20 protein-coding genes are annotated in these 17,395 nt (G+C 60.0%); 9 read left to right on the top strand and 11 right to left on the bottom strand.

What is annotated here, in order from left to right; genetic code table 11:
* The first annotated feature begins 52 nt into the window (after positions 1-52).
* The 4 genes from AD668_RS15825 to AD668_RS15810 all read left to right on the top strand — a co-directional run bounded on the left by AD668_RS15825 (position 53) and on the right by AD668_RS15810 (position 3,633).
* Positions 53-487, top strand: coding sequence for a rhodanese-like domain-containing protein (locus AD668_RS15825; RefSeq protein ID WP_053160370.1), 435 nt, complete (start codon positions 53-55; stop codon positions 485-487).
* A gap of 265 nt (positions 488-752) precedes the next feature.
* Positions 753-1,532 (top strand): ABC transporter substrate-binding protein, encoded by a 780-nt coding sequence (locus AD668_RS15820; protein ID WP_053160368.1) that lies wholly within the window; start codon positions 753-755, stop codon positions 1,530-1,532.
* 194 nt (positions 1,533-1,726) lie between these two features.
* Positions 1,727-2,839 carry a succinylglutamate desuccinylase/aspartoacylase family protein gene (locus tag AD668_RS15815; RefSeq protein WP_053160365.1) on the top strand — a complete coding sequence of 371 codons (1,113 nt, stop codon included), beginning with the start codon at positions 1,727-1,729 and terminating at the stop codon, positions 2,837-2,839.
* A 77-nt stretch (positions 2,840-2,916) separates the two neighbouring features.
* Positions 2,917-3,633, top strand: a complete 717-nt coding sequence (locus tag AD668_RS15810; RefSeq protein WP_053160363.1) for an alpha/beta hydrolase — start codon at positions 2,917-2,919, stop codon at positions 3,631-3,633.
* A gap of 3 nt (positions 3,634-3,636) precedes the next feature.
* On the opposite strand, the gene AD668_RS15805 is transcribed toward AD668_RS15810, so the two are convergent.
* From AD668_RS15805 to AD668_RS29510, 7 genes are all read right to left on the bottom strand, one after another.
* Positions 3,637-4,203 carry a hypothetical protein gene (locus AD668_RS15805; RefSeq protein WP_053160361.1) on the bottom strand — a complete coding sequence of 189 codons (567 nt, stop codon included), beginning with the start codon at positions 4,201-4,203 and terminating at the stop codon, positions 3,637-3,639.
* Positions 4,204-4,312: 109 nt separating this feature from the next.
* Positions 4,313-4,984 carry a glutathione S-transferase family protein gene (locus tag AD668_RS15800; RefSeq protein ID WP_053160359.1) on the bottom strand — a complete coding sequence of 224 codons (672 nt, stop codon included), beginning with the start codon at positions 4,982-4,984 and terminating at the stop codon, positions 4,313-4,315.
* An 82-nt stretch (positions 4,985-5,066) separates the two neighbouring features.
* Positions 5,067-5,849, bottom strand: a complete 783-nt coding sequence (locus AD668_RS15795) for a hypothetical protein (protein ID WP_053160357.1) — start codon at positions 5,847-5,849, stop codon at positions 5,067-5,069.
* A gap of 255 nt (positions 5,850-6,104) precedes the next feature.
* Positions 6,105-7,286, bottom strand: coding sequence for an acetyl-CoA C-acetyltransferase (locus AD668_RS15790; RefSeq protein WP_053160355.1), 1,182 nt, complete (start codon positions 7,284-7,286; stop codon positions 6,105-6,107).
* Positions 7,287-7,297: 11 nt separating this feature from the next.
* Entirely contained in the window at positions 7,298-7,963 is a 666-nt protein-coding gene (locus tag AD668_RS15785; RefSeq protein ID WP_053160353.1) for a CoA transferase subunit B, read from the bottom strand.
* A gap of 36 nt (positions 7,964-7,999) precedes the next feature.
* On the bottom strand, positions 8,000-8,698 hold the full coding sequence (locus AD668_RS15780) for a CoA transferase subunit A (RefSeq protein ID WP_053160351.1): 699 nt from the start codon (positions 8,696-8,698) through the stop codon (positions 8,000-8,002).
* Positions 8,699-8,765: 67 nt separating this feature from the next.
* Positions 8,766-8,912, bottom strand: a complete 147-nt coding sequence (locus AD668_RS29510; RefSeq protein ID WP_156322352.1) for a hypothetical protein — start codon at positions 8,910-8,912, stop codon at positions 8,766-8,768.
* Positions 8,913-8,962: 50 nt separating this feature from the next.
* Between AD668_RS29510 and AD668_RS15775 the strand changes: the two genes are divergently transcribed.
* Positions 8,963-9,871: a LysR family transcriptional regulator gene (locus tag AD668_RS15775; RefSeq protein WP_053160349.1), complete on the top strand. Its 909-nt coding sequence runs from the start codon at positions 8,963-8,965 to the stop codon at positions 9,869-9,871.
* 165 nt (positions 9,872-10,036) lie between these two features.
* Here the strand turns inward: AD668_RS15775 and AD668_RS15770 are convergent, their stop codons facing one another.
* Both AD668_RS15770 and AD668_RS15765 read right to left on the bottom strand, forming a co-directional pair.
* Positions 10,037-10,879: an NAD-dependent protein deacetylase gene (locus AD668_RS15770; RefSeq protein ID WP_053160347.1), complete on the bottom strand. Its 843-nt coding sequence runs from the start codon at positions 10,877-10,879 to the stop codon at positions 10,037-10,039.
* Between the two features lie 267 nt (positions 10,880-11,146).
* Complete coding sequence (locus AD668_RS15765) at positions 11,147-12,193, bottom strand: class I SAM-dependent methyltransferase (RefSeq protein ID WP_053160345.1); 1,047 nt, start codon at positions 12,191-12,193, stop codon at positions 11,147-11,149.
* 638 nt (positions 12,194-12,831) lie between these two features.
* On the opposite strand from AD668_RS15765, the gene AD668_RS15760 reads away from it, so the two are divergent.
* Together AD668_RS15760 and AD668_RS15755 are read left to right on the top strand one after the other, a co-directional pair.
* Positions 12,832-13,656, top strand: coding sequence for a DUF692 domain-containing protein (locus AD668_RS15760; RefSeq protein ID WP_053160343.1), 825 nt, complete (start codon positions 12,832-12,834; stop codon positions 13,654-13,656).
* A gap of 3 nt (positions 13,657-13,659) precedes the next feature.
* A complete protein-coding gene (locus AD668_RS15755) occupies positions 13,660-14,415 on the top strand; it encodes a DUF2063 domain-containing protein (RefSeq protein ID WP_156322351.1) in 756 nt (251 codons plus the stop codon).
* 93 nt (positions 14,416-14,508) lie between these two features.
* Here the strand turns inward: AD668_RS15755 and AD668_RS15750 are convergent, their stop codons facing one another.
* Both AD668_RS15750 and AD668_RS15745 read right to left on the bottom strand, forming a co-directional pair.
* Positions 14,509-15,834, bottom strand: coding sequence for an ATP-binding protein (locus AD668_RS15750; protein WP_053160340.1), 1,326 nt, complete (start codon positions 15,832-15,834; stop codon positions 14,509-14,511).
* Positions 15,831-16,571 (bottom strand): response regulator, encoded by a 741-nt coding sequence (locus tag AD668_RS15745; RefSeq protein WP_053160338.1) that lies wholly within the window; start codon positions 16,569-16,571, stop codon positions 15,831-15,833. Before AD668_RS15745 ends, AD668_RS15750 begins: the two co-directional genes overlap by 4 nt.
* 303 nt (positions 16,572-16,874) lie before the next feature.
* Between AD668_RS15745 and AD668_RS15740 the strand changes: the two genes are divergently transcribed.
* Positions 16,875-17,138: a DUF2790 domain-containing protein gene (locus AD668_RS15740; protein WP_053160336.1), complete on the top strand. Its 264-nt coding sequence runs from the start codon at positions 16,875-16,877 to the stop codon at positions 17,136-17,138.
* Positions 17,139-17,177: 39 nt separating this feature from the next.
* Positions 17,178-17,390, top strand: a complete 213-nt coding sequence (locus tag AD668_RS15735) for a hypothetical protein (protein ID WP_053160335.1) — start codon at positions 17,178-17,180, stop codon at positions 17,388-17,390.
* Positions 17,391-17,395 lie beyond the last annotated feature (5 nt).

Below are 17,395 nucleotides of genomic sequence, written 5' to 3'. Positions count from 1 at the left end.
AGGCGCACGGATAAAGTCTTCTCACACCTATCGATACTTTGGAGTACAGCCTATGACCAGTCTGGTTCGCGACATTCCCGCCGCCCCATCGGCCATTGCCTTGATGCATTTCAGCAACCGTCTGACCTTCGAAACCGATTGTTCCGACGTCTACGCCAGCCAGCAGCAGGGTGAAATCGATTTCATTCTGGTGGATGTGCGCGGGCCGCTCGCGTTCGAGCGTGGTCATGTGCCAGGGGCGATCAATATTCCGGGACGCCTGCTCACTGCCGAGGGGTTGGCGAGTTATCCGAAAAACAGCCTGTTCGTGGTTTATTGCGCCGGGCCTCATTGCAACGGTGCCAACAAGGCTGCGGTGAAACTGGCGGCCCTGGGTTATCCGGTCAAGGAGATGATCGGCGGCGTAACGGGATGGCTGGATGAGGGGTTTGAACTGAATACCGATATGCTGAAATCATCCGGTGCTGCAATCGGTTGCGAATGTTGATCTGAAAATGCCATGTGGCGAGGGGTCTTGCTCTCGTCCGGCTGCGTAGCAGGCGCTTTCTGGGGCCGCTGCGCAACCCAACGGGAGCAAGCTCCCTCGCCAAAAAATACTGTTCTCATCTCTATAACTTTTTGTCGCTTCAACACAATTTACCCTCCCGTTGCCACTCTAGACTGCCGGCCACTTCGGTTTTCGCCCACAAGGCGATGACCGAATGCTGCCAATCGAAGCTGCCAATAAAAGTCTCCGCACACGGGAGTTATAAATGAAGAAGCTAGTGATGTTCGGTGCTCTGGCACTGTCGATGTTATCCCTGACCGCCGTGGCCGAAGACGCCAAGCCGATCCGCATCGGTATCGAAGCCGGTTACCCGCCATTCTCGATGAAAACCCCTGACGGCAAGCTCACCGGTTTCGACGTGGACATCGGTGATGCCCTGTGCGAGCAGATGAAAGTGAAATGCACGTGGGTCGAGCAAGAGTTCGATGGCCTGATCCCGGCTCTGAAGGTCAAGAAAATCGACGCGATCCTGTCGTCCATGACCATCACTGACGACCGCAAGAAAAACGTCGATTTCACCATCAAGTACTACCACACTCCGGCTCGCTTCGTGATGAAGGAAGGCTCCGACGTCAAGGACCCGCTGACCGAACTCAAGGGCAAGAAAGTCGGCGTGTTGCGCGCCAGTACCCATGACCGCTTCGCCACCGAGGTACTGCAACCGGCCGCAATTGTTCTGGTGCGTTACGGCTCCCAGCAGGAAGCCAACCTGGATATGGTTTCAGGCCGCATTGACGCGCTGCTGGCCGACTCGGTCAACCTGGACGACGGTTTCCTGAAAACCGACGCCGGTAAAGGTTTCGCCTTCGTGGGTCCTGAGTACAACGATCCGAAATACTTCGGTGGCGGTGCCGGTATTGCCGTGCGCAAGGGCGATACCGCCCTGGCCGAGCAATTCAACACCGCGATCAGCGAAATCCGCGCCAACGGCAAGTACAAGCAAGTGCAGGACAAGTACTTCAAGTTTGACGTTTACGGCGAGTAATCCGGCCGTCCAGAAAAGTGGCAACCGTTGACGCGGTTGCCATTTTTTTTGTGTTCATGATTTATCCTGCCCATACATTTCCAACCGGTAGGAGCTGGCTTGCCAGCGAAAGCGATCTGACAGTCACATCCTTTTTGAAGGTGCCGTCGTCTTCGCTGGCAAGCCAGCTCCTACAGGTTTTGTAGGAGTTCGCAATGCAACGTATCGACCACACATTGCCCTGGAGCCACCTGGGCAGCGAGCGCACCCTGAGTGTGTTCCGTTACGGCGCGGGCACGCGCAAGGTGTACATCCAGGCCAGCCTGCACGCCGATGAATTGCCCGGTATGCGCACCGCTTGGGAACTGAAAAAACGCCTGGGCGAACTTGAAAGCCGCGGCCTGTTGAATGCGCTGATCGAACTGGTACCAGTGGCCAACCCCATCGGCCTCGACCAGCATTTGCAAGGCAGCCACATGGGCCGATTCGAACTGGGCAGCGGCAAGAACTTCAACCGTTCGTTCGTCGAGCTCAGCGCACCGGTCGCCGAGTTGATCGGTGATCGCCTGGGTACCGATGCCCAAGCCAACATCGCCCTGATTCGCCAGACCATGGGGCAGGTTCTCGACGGTTTGCCGGCTGCGGCGTCGCAGCTTGAAGCAATGCACCGTCTGTTGCTGCGCCACGCTTGCGATGCCGACATCACCCTGGATTTGCATTGTGATTTCGAGGCAGCGATTCACCTTTACGCATTGCCGCAACATTGGCCACAGTGGCAATCCTTGGCGGCGCGCTTGAAGGCCGGGGTCGCGTTGCTTTGTGAAGATTCCGGCGGCAGCTCTTTCGACGAGTCGTGTTCCTCGCCATGGCTGCGCCTGGCCAGAGCCTTTCCCGAAGCAGCGATTGCGCCCGCCAACCTCGCCACCACCCTGGAGCTCGGCAGCATGGGCGACACCCGGGTCGATCAGGCCCAGGCCAACTGCGAAGCGATTCTGGGGTTTTTGGCTGAGCAAGGTTGCATCAACGGCACTTGGCCGGCGGCACCGAGCGAGTGCTGCGAAGGCATGCCGTTTGAAGGCACCCAATACCTGTTCGCACCGCACCATGGCGTGGTCAGTTTCTTGCGCGAAGCCGGCGAGTGGGTCGAGAAGGGCGATGCGTTGTTTGAAGTGGTCGACCCGTTAAGTGACAAGGTCACCACCGTGAACGCCGGCACCAGTGGTGTGCTGTTTGCCATTGACCGTGGTCGCTACACCCAGCCAGGCACGTGGCAGGCGAAGGTTGCCGGGCGGGAGCCGATTCGGGCGGGCAAGTTGATCAACGACTGACTCAACTCTCCTACAGGCATAGATGATCAGAGATGTTAGGCTCTTCCCCGAATCCTGCGCTCTGTGAAGGAAGATTTATGCTGAAGATGCTCGCTCTGCTCACGCTCCTGACGTCCACCGCCGTCCACGCTCAAGCCCCGCTGCAAACCGATCTGCCGCTCAAATACGTGGCGCAGGCCAACGCTGAATCGAACCATCAACCGCTGGTGATTTTTCTCCACGGTTACGGCAGTAACGAGCAGGACCTGTTCGGCATCAAAGATGATTTACCTGCGCAATACAACTATCTTTCCGTGCGGGCACCGATGGTGATGGAAGCGGGCAGCTATCAGTGGTTTCGCAAGAAGGGCGAAGGTGCCTACAACGGTGAGACGGATGATCTGAAGGCCAGTGGTCAGGTGCTGCTGGATTTCATCGCACAGGCTGCGAAGAAATATCACACGGAGCCGGAGAAAGTATTCCTGGTGGGTTTCAGCCAGGGCGCAATCATGTCCTACGAAGTGGCGTTGCGACATCCGCAGGCGCTCGGCGGGATTGCAGCGTTGAGCGGGCGGATTCTGCCGGTGCTCAAGTCCGAGCTAAAGCCCGATGAAAAGCGCCAGTCGCTGGCGATTTTCATCGGTCATGGCGAGCAGGACACACGCCTGCCCTTCAGTGATGGCACCGAGGCTAACAGTCTGTTGCAGAGCGTGTCGCTCGAACCCGAGTTCCACGCTTATCCCGGTCTCGGGCATAGCATCAGTGCCGCAGAAGTACAGGATTTGAGCGCTTGGTTGCAGCGCCTCAACCCGTAAATCCTATTTGCCGCTGACGATCTGTTTGATCAGGGTTTCATGCGCCGCCATGTCGCCGGGGCGAGAGATCACCTGAATCACCGCCATGCGGTTGCCGGACGCCGCCATCAGGGTTGTGCTCAGGGTCAGGCCGCCACCCTGGGTGGCGGTGCCGTCGACCTGGCGCAGGCCCAGCCCGGTTTTTTGGGTCAGGCTTTTCTCGCTGAGTTTGTTGTAGTCCGGCAGGGCCTTGTGTTGTGCCGTGTCGAAATCGGCCGCCGTGCCGTCGAGAAACGCTCCGTCGTTGTCTTTGACGCTGACACCTTCGGGCAGGCTGTTTTCAGCAGCGATGACCACGGTCTTGGTGGTCTCGTTGCTGTACATCGTGCCGCTCGCGCCGTTCGGACTGGCCGGCAACGGGTTGGCGATGAAGCCCTTCGGCAGGTTGAATACAAACTTGCCACTGAGCATCGAAACTTTCTGCGCTGGGGCATCACTGGACGCGGCTTTTGCGGCCTGCGCATTCAAAGCCCCCAGGCTCGCCGCTGTTGCCAGCAACAGGATCAGGGCTTTTTTGGTGAACAGTGACATTGATATCTCCAGGGACGGTCGCGCGGTGGGGCGCGATCATCCCATGGGCACTGTCGATGACTCCAGCGTTGGCTAACCAGCGGTCGACATTTGCACTGCGACCCGTTGTTTACGCCTGATTCTGCGGGAACAGGTTGCGACGGGTTTCTTCGTCGAATTCGGCCTTGAGCACCAGTTGTTCTTTCAGGCCATGAGCACGTTGGGCGGCCGGGCGGGCGCTGATTTCATCGAACAGGCGTTTGACGTTTGGATACGCCGCCAGGCCGCTTTCTCCAAGGATGTAGGGCGCGTAGTTGGCCCAACCCCAGAGTGCCATGTCGGCGATGCTGTAAGTGTCACCGGCCAGGTAGGGATGGTCCGCCAGACGCTGATCAAGCACGCGATAGTGGCGTTCGACTTCCTTGAGGTAACGGTTTTTTGCGTACGGCAAGTCTTGCGGCGCGTGATGAAGAAAGTGCACAGCCTGACCCGAGAACGGCGACAACCCAGTGGCGATGAACATCAACCACGACAGCAGTTCGGCATTTCCGGCAGCGGTGGTTGGCAGAAAGCGCTGATATTTTTGTGCCAGGTGCAACAGGATGGCCTGGGAATCAAAAACAGTGGCATCGCCGTCTACCAGTGCAGGCACCTTGGCGTTCGGGTTGATCGCCAGGAAGTCGGGTAAATGTTGCGAGCCCTTGAAGGTATCGACCCCAATCAATTCGTAGGGTATTTGCAGCTCTTCGAGCAGCAGGGCAACTTTCATCGGGTTTGGCGAAGGGTGGAAAAAGAATTTCATGGTGTAGGCCTCAGTCGGTAGGGGTTTGAACTGAGGCTGATCTTGGGCGAAACCTGTTCGATTGACGTACGAGGTTGTTGTCCTACTCGTGCGAAATAATCGAACGGGTTGCAGGAGGTTTTGCCAGCAGGCGTTTGGTCACCCCCAGCATGGCCACGGATACCGCGACGCCCACCACAAACGCATTCATCCCCATCTGCGGTAGCGTCAGGGCCAATACCAGGCAGAACGCGGCAAACGAGTACATTCCCGTGGCGGTGGCCCGCAACAACGCGGCGGTAAACGCCGGACCACGGGTTTGCTGGGAAAACACTGCCATCACGCTGCCCAACACCGGGAATACTGCGAGCAAGCCGCTCCAGCGGTCACCGACAGTGCTGGCCAGCAAGGTCACGAACAAGGTGAGCAGGGCGCCCGCGACCATCCGCAAAATCAGTTTGTCGGATTTGGGGGCCGGGCCGTTGATAACCGGTTGCACGGCGGGGAACAGGTACGGCGCTGCGAGCAGCGCGATGCCGGCGGCGCACACCGAAAACCCCAGGGACGCCGGGATCAGCGACAGCACGATTGCCACCCCAGCCCAGACCGACAGCGAAACCGTCAACGCCAGCGGCCATCCCCCGCGTTGCGCGACCTGGGCGTAGGTCACGCAAAAGGCAATCATCGCGAACATGGCCGACAGCGCAGCCGTCGCCGATTGTGCAGCGAACACCTCGCCTTGTTCGATGGCAAGGAAAAACAGAATCGGCCCGACCACCACCGGCAATCCCGACAACCAGCCTGCCACGCTTGGCCCCCAACGCTTGCCGGCGAGCGAAATGAGCAGCAGGAATCCTGGAATCACCAGCAGTTTGAGGATCAACACGCGCACATCTCCGACTTGTGTGAGGTCGTAACGTTAACATTGCGTCGGGTTGATTGCTCTACGGATTAAGTGGTTTTGTATACAAAGTAAGGTCCGGCCATTGTAGGAGCGAGCCTGCTCGCGATGACGATAAGGCGCTGCAACTGACAAAACGCAGGCAAAAAAAACCCGGTGCGACTTGCATCGCACCGGGGGGTGTTGCCAGGCGGCGCGGTTCTTCGTGGGTCCCCGCGCCGTCTGATGAACGCTATTGGCTTACGCCCGTTCGAGCGCCAGTGCCACGCCTTGACCACCACCGATGCACAGGGTGGCGAGGCCTTTTTTGGCGTCGCTCTTGATCATTTCATGCAGCAAGGTCACCAGCACGCGACAGCCCGAAGCACCGATCGGGTGACCGAGGGCGATGGCGCCGCCGTTGACGTTGACCTTGTTCAAGTCCCATTCCAGGTCCTTGGCCACGGCTAGCGATTGCGCGGCGAAGGCTTCGTTGGCTTCAACCAGCTCAAGCTGGTCGATGGACCAACCGGCCTTGTCCAGGCAACGGCGAGTCGCCGAAACCGGGCCGATGCCCATGATTGCCGGGTCCACGCCAGCGTTGGCATAGGCAGCAATTTTAGCCAGGACCGGCAGGCCGAGGGCCTTGGCTTTGTCGGCACTCATCAGGATTACGGCGGCGGCGCCGTCGTTCAGCGAGGAAGCGTTACCGGCAGTCACCGAGCCATCTTTCTTGAACGCGGCCTTGAGTTTGCCCAGGGATTGGGCGGTGGTGCCGGCCCGTGGCTGCTCATCGGTGGCGAAGGACAGCGGATCGCCCTTGCGTTGAGGAATCAGGATCGGGGTGATTTCATCAACGAAGCGCCCGGCTTCGATGGCGGCCACGGCTTTCTGCTGCGAGGCGGCGGCGAAGGCGTCCTGCTGCTCGCGCGTCAGGCTGTACTTCTCGGCCAGGTTCTCGGCGGTGATGCCCATGTGGTAATCGTTGAACGCATCCCACAGGCCGTCGCTGATCATGGTGTCGACGATTTGCGCGTGACCCATGCGCAGGCCAGTGCGGGCACCGGGCATGACGTAGTTGGACAGGCTCATGTTTTCCTGGCCGCCGGCGATGATCACTTCGGCGTCGCCGCAACGAATCGCCTGGGCGCCCAGGTGCAGGGCTTTGAGACCCGAACCGCAGACCTTGTTCAGTGTCATGGCTGGTACGGCGAAGGGCAGGCCCGCCTTGATCGAAGCCTGGCGCGCAGGGTTTTGCCCGGCGCCAGCGGTCAGTACCTGGCCCATGATCACTTCATCGACTTGCGCAGGGTCCAGGCCGGTCTGTGCGAGCAACTGACGGATCACCGCAGCGCCCAGGTCAACCGCGGACACATTGGCCAGGGAACCCTGGAAACTGCCGATCGCGGTGCGCGTGGCAGCAACAATGACGACGTCTTGCATGGAAAATTTCCTCACTGGGCAGCGAACTGCATTTCCGGCACGTGATCCGGCACGATCAGTTTACCGGCAGTTTTGGCGACGATCTCTTCGACACTGACACCCGGCGCACGTTCTTTCAGAATGAACGCGCCGTTGTCGATTTCCAGGTAAGCCAGGTCGGTCAGTACGCGCTTGATGCAACCGGCGCCGGTCAGCGGCAGGCTGCAATGGTCCAGCAGCTTGGACTCACCGTCCTTGGAGGCGTGGGTCATGATGACGATGATGTTGTCTGCGCCGGCGACCAGGTCCATCGCGCCGCCCATGCCCTTGACCAGCTTGCCGGGAATCATCCACGAGGCAATGTTGCCTTGCACGTCGACTTCAAACGCGCCCAGCACGGTCAGGTCGACATGACCACCGCGGATCATGGCGAACGACTCGGCCGAGGAAAAAATCGACGCGCCGGTCCGTGCAGTCACGGTTTGCTTGCCGGCGTTGATCATGTCGGCATCGATGGTTTCTTCGGTAGGAAACGGACCCATGCCCAGCAGGCCGTTTTCCGACTGCAGCATGACTTCCATGCCTTCAGGGATGTAGTTGGCGACGAGGGTCGGAATGCCGATGCCCAGGTTCACGTAGAAGCCGTCCTGCATTTCGCGGGCGACGCGTTGAGCCATTTGTTCGCGGGAAAGTGCCATTGTTGTTATTCCTTCATTCGGTCCGGGGGCAGGGAATCACTTGCGTACGGTGCGCTGTTCGATGCGCTTCTCGAACGTGCCGCAGATGATCCGGTCGACGTAGATGCCAGGGGTGTGGATCTGCGCCGGGTCCAGCTCGCCGGGTTCGACGATTTCTTCGACTTCGACCACGGTGATCTTGCCGGCGGTGGCGGCCAGCGGGTTGAAGTTCTGAGCGGTATGACGGTAGATCACGTTACCGAAATGGTCGGCTTTCCAGCCTTTGACGATGGCGAAGTCACCGGTGATGGATTCTTCCATCAGGTACTGGCGGCCATGGAATTCGCGGACTTCCTTGCCGTCGGCGACGGGGGTGCCAACGCCGGTTGCGGTGAAGAAAGCCGGGATGCCGGCGCCGCCAGCGCGCATTTTTTCGGCGAGGGTGCCTTGCGGGGTCAAAACCACTTCGATAGCGCCGCTGAGCAGCTGTTCTTCGAACATCTTGTTTTCGCCCACATAGGAGGCCACCACTTTGCTGATCTGGCGGTCTTCCAGCAGTACACCGAGGCCGAAACCGTCGACGCCGCAGTTGTTGGAAACCACGGTCAGATCGCGAGTGCCTTTGCGCTTGATCTCGTTGATCAGGTTTTCCGGGATCCCGCACAGGCCGAAGCCGCCGGCGATCACGGTCATGCCATCTTCAAGACCTGCCAGAGCTTCCTCGTAGGAACTCACGCGCTTGTCGAAACCTGCCATATGCACCTCTTTTATTCTTTGTGGGCGGCTGGCTAGCCGAATGGGAAAGAGTGTCTCGCTGTGGGATTCATTTGTTAAGTTGATTTTTATGGCATATTAATTGATAAAACTCATCAATCGATGAAATATGCAAACCTGTAGGAGCCGGCTTGCTGGCGATGGCGGCGGATAAGGCCAACATCGATTTCGCCTGCCATATTGCAATCGCCAGCAAGCCGGCTCCTACAGGTTCAGTGGTTCATCCATTTTGGAGCTAAGCGACCCATGACCGTCAAGCAGATCCGCGCTTTCCTGGCCGTTGCCCAGAGCCTGAGTTTTGCCGTGGCGTGTGAGCGCCTGCACTTGTCGCAATCGGCCCTGAGCCTGACCATCAAGGCGCTGGAAGAGGGGCTGGGCGGGCGGTTGTTCACCCGCAACACGCGCAATGTGGCGTTGACCGCCGAAGGCGAAGCCCTGGTGCCGCTGGCGCGCCGGTTGATTGCCGATTGGGACAATGCCGAGGATGAACTGCGTCAGCGATTCACCCTTCAGCGCGGCCGCATTACCCTGGCGGCCATGCCTTCGTTTGCCGGCAACCTGCTGCCACCGATCCTCAAGAGGTTCCGCGCCCGTTATCCGAACGTCAACGTCACGGTCAATGACGTGATCAACGAGCAAGTACTGGAAATGGTGCGTGACCGGCAAGTGGAGCTCGGGGTCGCGTTTGAACCGTCCCAGAGTTCGTCGCTGGAGTTCACACCCTTATACGTCGACCGCTTCGTGGCGGTGGTGCCTCAGGATTCGGCGCTGGCCGAACTGGACGAAATCGATTGGCTGACGTTACTCAAGGAGCCCTTCATCACGTTGCAACGACCGTCAACGGTGCGGGTCATGCTGGAGGAGCACCTGCAGGCCCGTGGCATGAGGCTGCCGGTCGAGTTCGAAAGCCATCAGTTGGCGACGGTTGGGAGGATGGTCGCCAGCGGACTGGGGGTGAGCGCGGTGCCGGCGTTGTGTGCCGGGCAGATGCGAGAGCTGGGGGCGCACTGTATTACCTTGAGCAACCCGGTGGTTGAGCGGGCACTGGGGGTGCTGACGCTGCCGGGCAGTGAATTGTCGGCGGCGGCGCAGGCGTTGTTTGATGTGCTGAAAGAGGAGAACCTCGGCGAGCGCATGACGCGACGACCCCTGTAGGAGCCAGCTCCTGCGAAAAGCGAGAAAGTCCCGCCGTATGATGTCCCGTAGGAGCCGGCTTGCTGGCGAAAGCGGTGTTAAACATTGCGGCGTCCATTCGGCCGCCTTCGCTGGCAAGTCGAATCGCCGCATGGCAGTTTCTGCACTGTTCGGGTTCTTCTGGCTTCATGCGTTCAGGCGTTGGGCCAAAAGGGGCAATAGCTGTTCACACGACCCTTCAATCTTCAAATCCAGAAGCTCATCCGCCCGGGTCTTGCCCAGGTTGATCGCAATCAACGGCTTGCCCTGATCCACCACGGCGCGGCACAGACGAAACGCCGAGTACGCCATCAACGACGAGCCGACCACCAACAACCCCGCCGCTTGCTCGACTGTTGCCATGGCTTTGGCGGCCGTGGCCTGCGCGACGTTTTCGCCAAAAAACACCACGTCCGGCTTCATCCGTTCTCCGGCGCAATGGGGGCAGCGGGGCACCTGAAAGCGTGCTTCGAACGCCGAATCGAGCAAGGTGTCGCCATCCGGTGCCTGCACCGCGTCGACACCGGCGAGATAGGGATTCTGGGATTCCATCAACTGCTGGATCGAATCGCGCTCGCTGCGCTTTCCGCAATCCAGGCACAACACCCGATGCAGGCTGCCGTGGAGTTCGATCACGTCGTGGCTGCCGGCCTGATCGTGCAGGGTGTCGACGTTCTGGGTGATCAACGCGGTGATTTGCCGGGTGCTTTGCAAGCGGGCGAGGGTGTCGTGGGCCACGTTCGGTTGCGCCAGGCGCACCCGTGGCCAGCCAAGCATCGCCCGCGCCCAGTAACGTCGGCGCGATTCCGGCGCCGAGAGAAATTCCTGATACATCATCGGTTGACGGCCACGGCGCACGCCCTGGTTGTCGCGATAGTCGGGAATGCCCGACGGTGTGCTGATACCGGCCCCGGTCAGGACTGCAAACGGCTCGTCGGCCATGAGTTGTCGTAGCCGGTCGAGTTGTTCGCGGATCTGGCGGTCGAGCATGTTCAATACTCTGCGAAACGTTGTGTCTTCAGACTAGCATTTGCCGAGCATGACGCGATCGGCCGCGAAACAAGTGCACTGTTTGAGGCCGCCTTCGCCGGCAAGCCGGCTCCTACAGGTCATCATGCCCGGCCAAGGGGCTTTTCGTATGCGCGGCCTTCAATCGTGGGCTCTTCGTAGGCGCTGGCGTGCCAGCGAAGAGGGCCTCCAGATCGATGCATGATTTGAGGTCGCCTTCGCCAGCAAGCCGGCTGTTACAAGGGTCGGCTATTTACGTGCCTCCAGAATCAGGTTGAACGGCGTTTGCGTGGCCCGGCGCAAACTCGAGAAACCGGCTTCGTCGAACACCTTGCGCAATCGCGCTTCGCCCGCTTGGGCACCCAGCCCGAGGCCGACTTCCTGTGACAGCGAGTTCGGTGTGCAGATAAAGGTCGAGGCGGCATAGAACAACCGGCCGACCGGGGTGATGTTGTCGTCCAGCGAGTCGTTGGCGAACGGCTCCACCAGCAACACCGTGCCATCGGGTTTCAACGCGTCATAAGCGTGTTTGGCCGCGCCGACCGGGTCACCCATGTCATGCAGGCAGTCGAAATAGCAGACCAGGTCATAGTCGTCGCCGGGGAAGCTTTTCGCGGTGCCCTGGAAGAATCGGGCCCGATTGCTCACGCCGCCTTCTTCAGCGCGCTGGGTCGCTACGGTGACGGAAGGTGCGTGGTAATCGAAACCGACGAAGCGCGAATCCGGGAACGCCTGGGCCATGATCACCGTCGAGGCACCATGGCCGCAGCCGATGTCCGCCACTTTCGCCCCGGCCTCGAGTTTGGCCACCACGCCGTCCAGCGCCGGTAGCCATTCGGCGATCAGGTGTGCCTTGTAGCCTGGGCGGAAGAATCGTTCAGTACCGCTGAACATGCACGGATGGTGATCGCCCCAGGCCAGGGCGCCGTTGCCGCGCATAGCGTTGATCAGTTTGTCCTTGTCATGGAAAAACGATGCGACCACGCCGATACCTCCGGCGATGTAGACCGCAGAGTCTTCGATGGCCAAGGCCAGGGCTTGTTCTTCGGGGAGGCGGAACTGGCCGTCGGTGTGTTCCATATAGCCGGAAGCGGCGTGGGCGCTGAGCCATTCGCGTACCAGTCGCGGGTTGCAGCCGGTTTTTTCGGCAAGGGCTTCAGGGCTGATCGGCTGGCTGTCGGCCATGGCCCGGTACAGGCCCAGTTCTTCGCCGAGGATGACATTGGCGAGCATCGCCGCGCCGCCCATGTCACTCACCAGCTTGCCCATGAAATCATTGAGTCTGGCCTCGTCCATCACGTGTGCTCCTTCAGCAGGATCACGGTCCAGAGGCTTTTTTCGAGGCATTCGCCTTTGGGCGGTGGTCGTGGGAATGAACAGGACGATTTGCTCATCCTGCGTGCATTGAGTTTAGTTCGGGCGCTGTGCTGCGCGGGCTTGAGCGACGAAAGCGACAATGCTTTGACCGCCACCGAACCCTGTAGGAGCGAGCCTGCTCGCGAAGGACTCAAGAGCGCTGCGTTAACTCAGGAGACATGCGTCACCGTTAACGACCATCGCGAGCAGGCTCGCTCCTACAGGGGAATGGTGGTGTGTGAATCTGCGTGCATGGAGATTAGTTCGGGCGTTGTGCTGCACGGGCTTGAGCGAATGCTTTGACCGCCACCGAACCCTGTAGGAGCGAGCCTGCTCGCGATGGACTCAAGAGCGCTGCGTTAACTCAGGAGACATGCGTCAGCGTTAACGACCATCGCGAGCAGGCTCGCTCCTACAGGGGAATGGTGGTGTGTATCGCTGTGTATCCAGGCCGTCGCCGGACACAGTGCCTTGAGTTATGGGCACTGCCAAACACAGTCGAGATACAGGATGTCGATTAACTGTGCCTCAAGGCGGGCAACGGCTCGCATCCCTGAACACTGTGCGAGATCGACACCATGCAAACTCCCATCAACTCGAAAGCCAGCGTTGGCCTTGGCCTGCGTCGCGGCTTGATGAAAGACCTGCAAGCCGCCCCGACCGGCGATTTTGATTTTCTGGAAGTGGCACCCGAAAACTGGATCGGCATCGGCGGCGCCCACGGTGCAGCATTGCGGGCCCTGGCCGAGCGTTATCCGTTGTCCTGCCATGGCTTGTCCCTGTCTCTGGGCGGGCCGTCGCCACTGGATGTTAAGTTTTTGCAGGAAATCCGGGGTTTTCTCGATCACTACAACGTGCCCCTGTACAGCGAACACCTGAGTTACTGCAGCGATGACGGACACCTGTACGACCTGTTGCCGTTGCCCTTTACCGAAGAGGCGGTGCACCACGTCGCCGGGCGAATTCGCCAGACGCAGGATATTCTCGGGCGGCGGCTGGCGGTGGAAAACGTCTCTTACTACGCCGCCCCGCAGCAGGATATGGACGAAGTGACGTTCACCAATGCGGTTTTGCGCGAGGCCGACTGCGACCTGTTACTCGACGTCAATAACGTCTACGTGAACTCGACCAACCATGGGTTTGACCCGCAGGCGTTTCTCGCGGGCATCGATTCGAACCGGGTGGTGGCCATGCACATCGCCGGGCACTTCGACGAGTCCGACACCCTGAAAATCGACACCCATGGTGCTTCGGTCAAACCGGCAGTCTGGTCATTGCTGGCTCAGGCATACACACGGTTCGGTGCGCAACCGACCTTGCTGGAGCGGGATTTCAACATTCCTGCATTCACGGAGCTGGCGACGGAATTACAGACCATCCGCCGTTTGCAGGAGAGGGCTTGAACCGTGGCAAATCACTCTTTGCATCAACAGCAAATCGCCATGGGCCAATATGTGCGTGACCCCGAACATTGTGCTCCGCCAGCCGACATGGACCCTGTGCGGGCACAGGTGTATCGCGATCTGGTGTTTGCCAACCTGTCGTCGCTGCTCAGCGGCACTTTTCCCGTATTGGTGAAAATTCTGGGCGATGAACGCTGGCGTTCGCTGGTGCGGATTTTTCTGCGTGACTATCGGGCTCGCACACCAAAATTTGCAGAAATTGCCCAGGAGTTTGTCGAGTTTCTTGCAGTTGATCCCAAGGCTTTGGCTGATGGGCTTTGGCCGCCATTCATGGTGGAGCTCGCCCATTACGAGTGGGTGGAGATGGCGCTGCAACAGTCCGATGCCGAGCCTTTACCGGCCACCAGTGCCTTGTTGTTGCTGGATCGGCCCCTGCGGATTTCGCCGCTGGCTTGGCCGTTAGGTTATGACTGGCCGGTACAGCGGGTCGGTCCCGCTTATCAGCCGCACGTGCTGCCTGACCAGCCATCTTTGCTCCTGGTGCGCCGGACGGAGGACTGGAGCGTGAAGTTTTGCGCGTTGAGTCCGCTGGCGTGGCGGTTGTTGCAGCGGATCGGGGAGTTACCTGAACTCACTGGGCGTGAACATTTGCAGGGCTTGGCGGTAGAGGCGGGGCAGGAGGGTTCTTCAACGTTTTTCGAGGGCGGGCTGGGGTTATTGAAAATGTTGCATTTCGACGCGGTGGTAGGGATTGTTTGACCTTGGTCACCGCATCGCAGCAAAGGCAGCCTTGCGTCTTGCACCGTCCGTCAAGACGCTTTCGCCGGCAAGCCGGCTCCTACACGATTTTTTCTACTTCGCCGCCTTGTGTCCCGGCAATCTGAGCTGCGCGCACAACCCCCCACCTTCACGATTGCTCAAGGTCAACGACCCACCAATCGCCATCGCCAATTGCTGGGCAATCGCCAACCCCAACCCCGTGCCGCCGGTGTTGCGGTTGCGTGAATTTTCCACGCGGTAGAAGGGCTCCATGACTTGCTTCAATTCTTCTTCGGCAATGCCCGGGCCGCGGTCCATGATGTTGACCGAGAGGCTACCGTCGGCCAGGTTTTCCACATTCAACTCTGCGGCACCGGCAAATTTCAGCGCGTTGTCCGTCAGGTTGACCAACACCCGGCGCAGGGCATGGGGGCGGGTGTCGATGATGGCGGCGCACTTGCCGGCAAGCTGCACGTCCTTGCCCATGTCTTGATAGTCGAATACCAGGCTGTCGAGGAACGCGTCCAGGTCGATGCGCCGGCTTTCTTCGGTGGCGCCGTGGATGCTGCGGGCGTAGGCCACGCCTTCGCGAACCAGGTGTTCCATTTCGCCCAGGTCGTTCCAGAGTTTGTCTTTTTCGCTGGAGTCGTCCATGAACTCGGCGCGCAGTTTCATCCGGGTGATGGGGGTTTGCAGGTCGTGGGAGATCGCCGCCAGCAGTTGCATGCGTTCTTTCAAATAAGCCGCAATGCGCGCCTGCATCGCATTGAAGGCTTTGGCGGCGTGGGCGACTTCAGTCGGGCCTTTTTCGTCCAGGAGCACCGGGTGAGCGTTGGGGTCCAGGGTTTCGACGGCATTGGCCAGGCGGGTGAGGGGGCGGATCGCGATTCTCACGGCCAGCCAGGTGCAGGCGATCAGCAGGGCCAGTTGCCCCAGCAGCACCACGGGCAACCACGGCGACAGAGGCACCATCGACGGGCGAACGTCGATGGTCAACGGGCTGCCGTCTGCGAGTTTCAGATGCACCTGAAAGTGTTTTTTCGGCCCGGGAATATCGGTGAACGTCATTGGGTAGTCATGCCCGATGGCGTCTTTGATCGAGGCCATCGCGATGGGCGCGTTGGGCATGTCCGCCCCCATGGGCGTACCCGGTACGCCCTCGTTGAGCAGATAGCTGTAGTTGCGTCGCTCCAGCTGTTGCAGCCAGCTGGCGCGCTCCTCGGCAGGCAGGCGGTCGAGAATGGCGATGGAGGTCGAGACGTCGGTTTCGAGGTTGCCGAGCATGGTGTTTTTCGACGTTTCGTAGCGCTCGTAGTACTGCGCGCCGAAGGACAGCGCCTGGGCGAGGATCAGGCCGATCAGGAAGATCAGCGACAGCCGCGAGGCCAGGGTGCGTGGCCAGCGCATCGACAGCGTCATGCAGAGTCACCGAGTATTTCCACCGGCAGGGAAAACACGTAACCCTCGCTGCGTACGGTCTTGATGTAGGCCGGTTCACGGGCGTCGTCCAGCAGGCGCTGGCGCAGGCGGCTGACCAGCAGGTCGATGGAGCGATCGAACAGGTCGGCGTCGCGGCCCTGGGTCAGGTTCAGCAATTGATCGCGATTGAGCACCCGTTGCGGATGGTCGAGGAACACCCTCAGCAGGCGATATTCCGCACCGCTCAAGGCCACCATGGTGCCGTCGCCGTCGAGCAGGTGACGCGCTGATGTATCCAGGCGCCAGCGTCCGAAGGCCAACAGGCGCCCGGCTTCGGTGACCACCAGGTTCGGCGGCAGCATGCGTGTGCGCCGCAGCACGGCGTTGATGCGCGCCAGCAGTTCGCGGGCGGCGAAGGGCTTGACCAGGTAATCGTCGGCGCCCATTTCCAGGCCGATGATGCGGTCGGTTTCATCGTTGCGCGCAGTGAGCATCAGGACCGGCGTGGCCTTGTGTTTGCCGGCGCGCAACTCGCGGCACAGCAGCAGGCCATCGTCCCCCGGCATCATGATGTCCAGCACGATCAGGTCCACCGGCGTGGTTTCAAGGAAGGCGCGCATCTGTCGGCCATCGGCAACGACGGTGGTGCGCAGGCCGTTCTTCTTCAGGTAGTTGCCCACCAGTTCACGGATCTCGCGGTCATCGTCAACGATGAGGATGTGATCGACATGCTCCATTTGGCCAAGCCTCTGAAAGTGGGAGTGTGCACAGTCTATCGAGCCTTGGTTCGCTCGCCTGCGGCCCTTTGTATTGCAGTGTATCGGGTCGGTCGATGGATACACGGGGAGGCAAAAACGCGGTTTTCCACGGGTTTTGTATCGCTCTGTATCCCGCCCCGGTCCTGATACGTACCGATTTATCCGCGCCGATTCCCGACACATACGGGATACCTCGCAGGCTTTAAATGAGTTCCATCGAGGCAAGCCCGGACGCCTCGGACCAACGAACCATCGAGCCATCAAAATCCTGAGGTAACCGCCATGAACACCAAAGCCGTCTACGCCGCTTGCCTGTTTGCCGCACTGAACATCTGCACCTTGTCAGCCCGTGCGCAAGCCGATGTCACCCCGCAAACCTACACCTACGGCACGCATCTGGACATCAAGAAAGTGCTGTCGCTGACCGAGGACGCCTCGCCGTCCTGCGGCGTCGTGAATGCCCAGCTGACTTACCTGGATTCCCAGAGCAAAACCCAGGTCCTGGACTATCGCAAGTTTGCCGACCACTGCAACTCGGACAACTGAGTGCCGCGCCTTTTTTCCCTTTGATACAGGAAGACCCGCATGAATAACCTCACCCGCTTTTTGACCGCTATCGCGTTTTCTGTCGCCGGCGCTGCCGCCCATGCCAATGCTGGCGTTGAACAGGATGCGTGCGCCAGCAGCATTTGCTTCCAACTGACGCCGATGATGCAGAACGGTGATCACGGCTTCCTCGCCCAGGACGGTGCCAGCCGCACGCCCCAGGGGCAGATGCAGGAAGAACAAACGGCCTGACGCCG

Source organism: Pseudomonas sp. P1.8, from assembly GCF_001269805.1.
Classification (GTDB): Bacteria; Pseudomonadota; Gammaproteobacteria; order Pseudomonadales; family Pseudomonadaceae; genus Aquipseudomonas.
The sequence above is the reverse complement of the archived record's forward strand: the minus strand, read 5'-3'. Positions and strand labels throughout refer to the sequence as shown.

Coding starts and splice junctions, on each gene's coding strand:
- AD668_RS15775 (WP_053160349.1), top strand. CDS start 8,963: ATGACCGTCAAGCAGATCCGCGCTTTCCTGGCCGTTGCCCAGAGCCTG.
- AD668_RS15760 (WP_053160343.1), top strand. CDS start 12,832: ATGCAAACTCCCATCAACTCGAAAGCCAGCGTTGGCCTTGGCCTGCGT.
- AD668_RS15770 (WP_053160347.1), bottom strand. CDS start 10,879: ATGCTCGACCGCCAGATCCGCGAACAACTCGACCGGCTACGACAACTC.
- AD668_RS15740 (WP_053160336.1), top strand. CDS start 16,875: ATGAACACCAAAGCCGTCTACGCCGCTTGCCTGTTTGCCGCACTGAAC.
- AD668_RS15810 (WP_053160363.1), top strand. CDS start 2,917: ATGCTGAAGATGCTCGCTCTGCTCACGCTCCTGACGTCCACCGCCGTC.
- AD668_RS15820 (WP_053160368.1), top strand. CDS start 753: ATGAAGAAGCTAGTGATGTTCGGTGCTCTGGCACTGTCGATGTTATCC.
- AD668_RS15805 (WP_053160361.1), bottom strand. CDS start 4,203: ATGTCACTGTTCACCAAAAAAGCCCTGATCCTGTTGCTGGCAACAGCG.
- AD668_RS15750 (WP_053160340.1), bottom strand. CDS start 15,834: ATGACGCTGTCGATGCGCTGGCCACGCACCCTGGCCTCGCGGCTGTCG.
- AD668_RS15815 (WP_053160365.1), top strand. CDS start 1,727: ATGCAACGTATCGACCACACATTGCCCTGGAGCCACCTGGGCAGCGAG.
- AD668_RS15785 (WP_053160353.1), bottom strand. CDS start 7,963: ATGGCACTTTCCCGCGAACAAATGGCTCAACGCGTCGCCCGCGAAATG.
- AD668_RS15780 (WP_053160351.1), bottom strand. CDS start 8,698: ATGGCAGGTTTCGACAAGCGCGTGAGTTCCTACGAGGAAGCTCTGGCA.
- AD668_RS15745 (WP_053160338.1), bottom strand. CDS start 16,571: ATGGAGCATGTCGATCACATCCTCATCGTTGACGATGACCGCGAGATC.
- AD668_RS15825 (WP_053160370.1), top strand. CDS start 53: ATGACCAGTCTGGTTCGCGACATTCCCGCCGCCCCATCGGCCATTGCC.
- AD668_RS15790 (WP_053160355.1), bottom strand. CDS start 7,286: ATGCAAGACGTCGTCATTGTTGCTGCCACGCGCACCGCGATCGGCAGT.
- AD668_RS15800 (WP_053160359.1), bottom strand. CDS start 4,984: ATGAAATTCTTTTTCCACCCTTCGCCAAACCCGATGAAAGTTGCCCTG.
- AD668_RS15765 (WP_053160345.1), bottom strand. CDS start 12,193: ATGGACGAGGCCAGACTCAATGATTTCATGGGCAAGCTGGTGAGTGAC.
- AD668_RS15735 (WP_053160335.1), top strand. CDS start 17,178: ATGAATAACCTCACCCGCTTTTTGACCGCTATCGCGTTTTCTGTCGCC.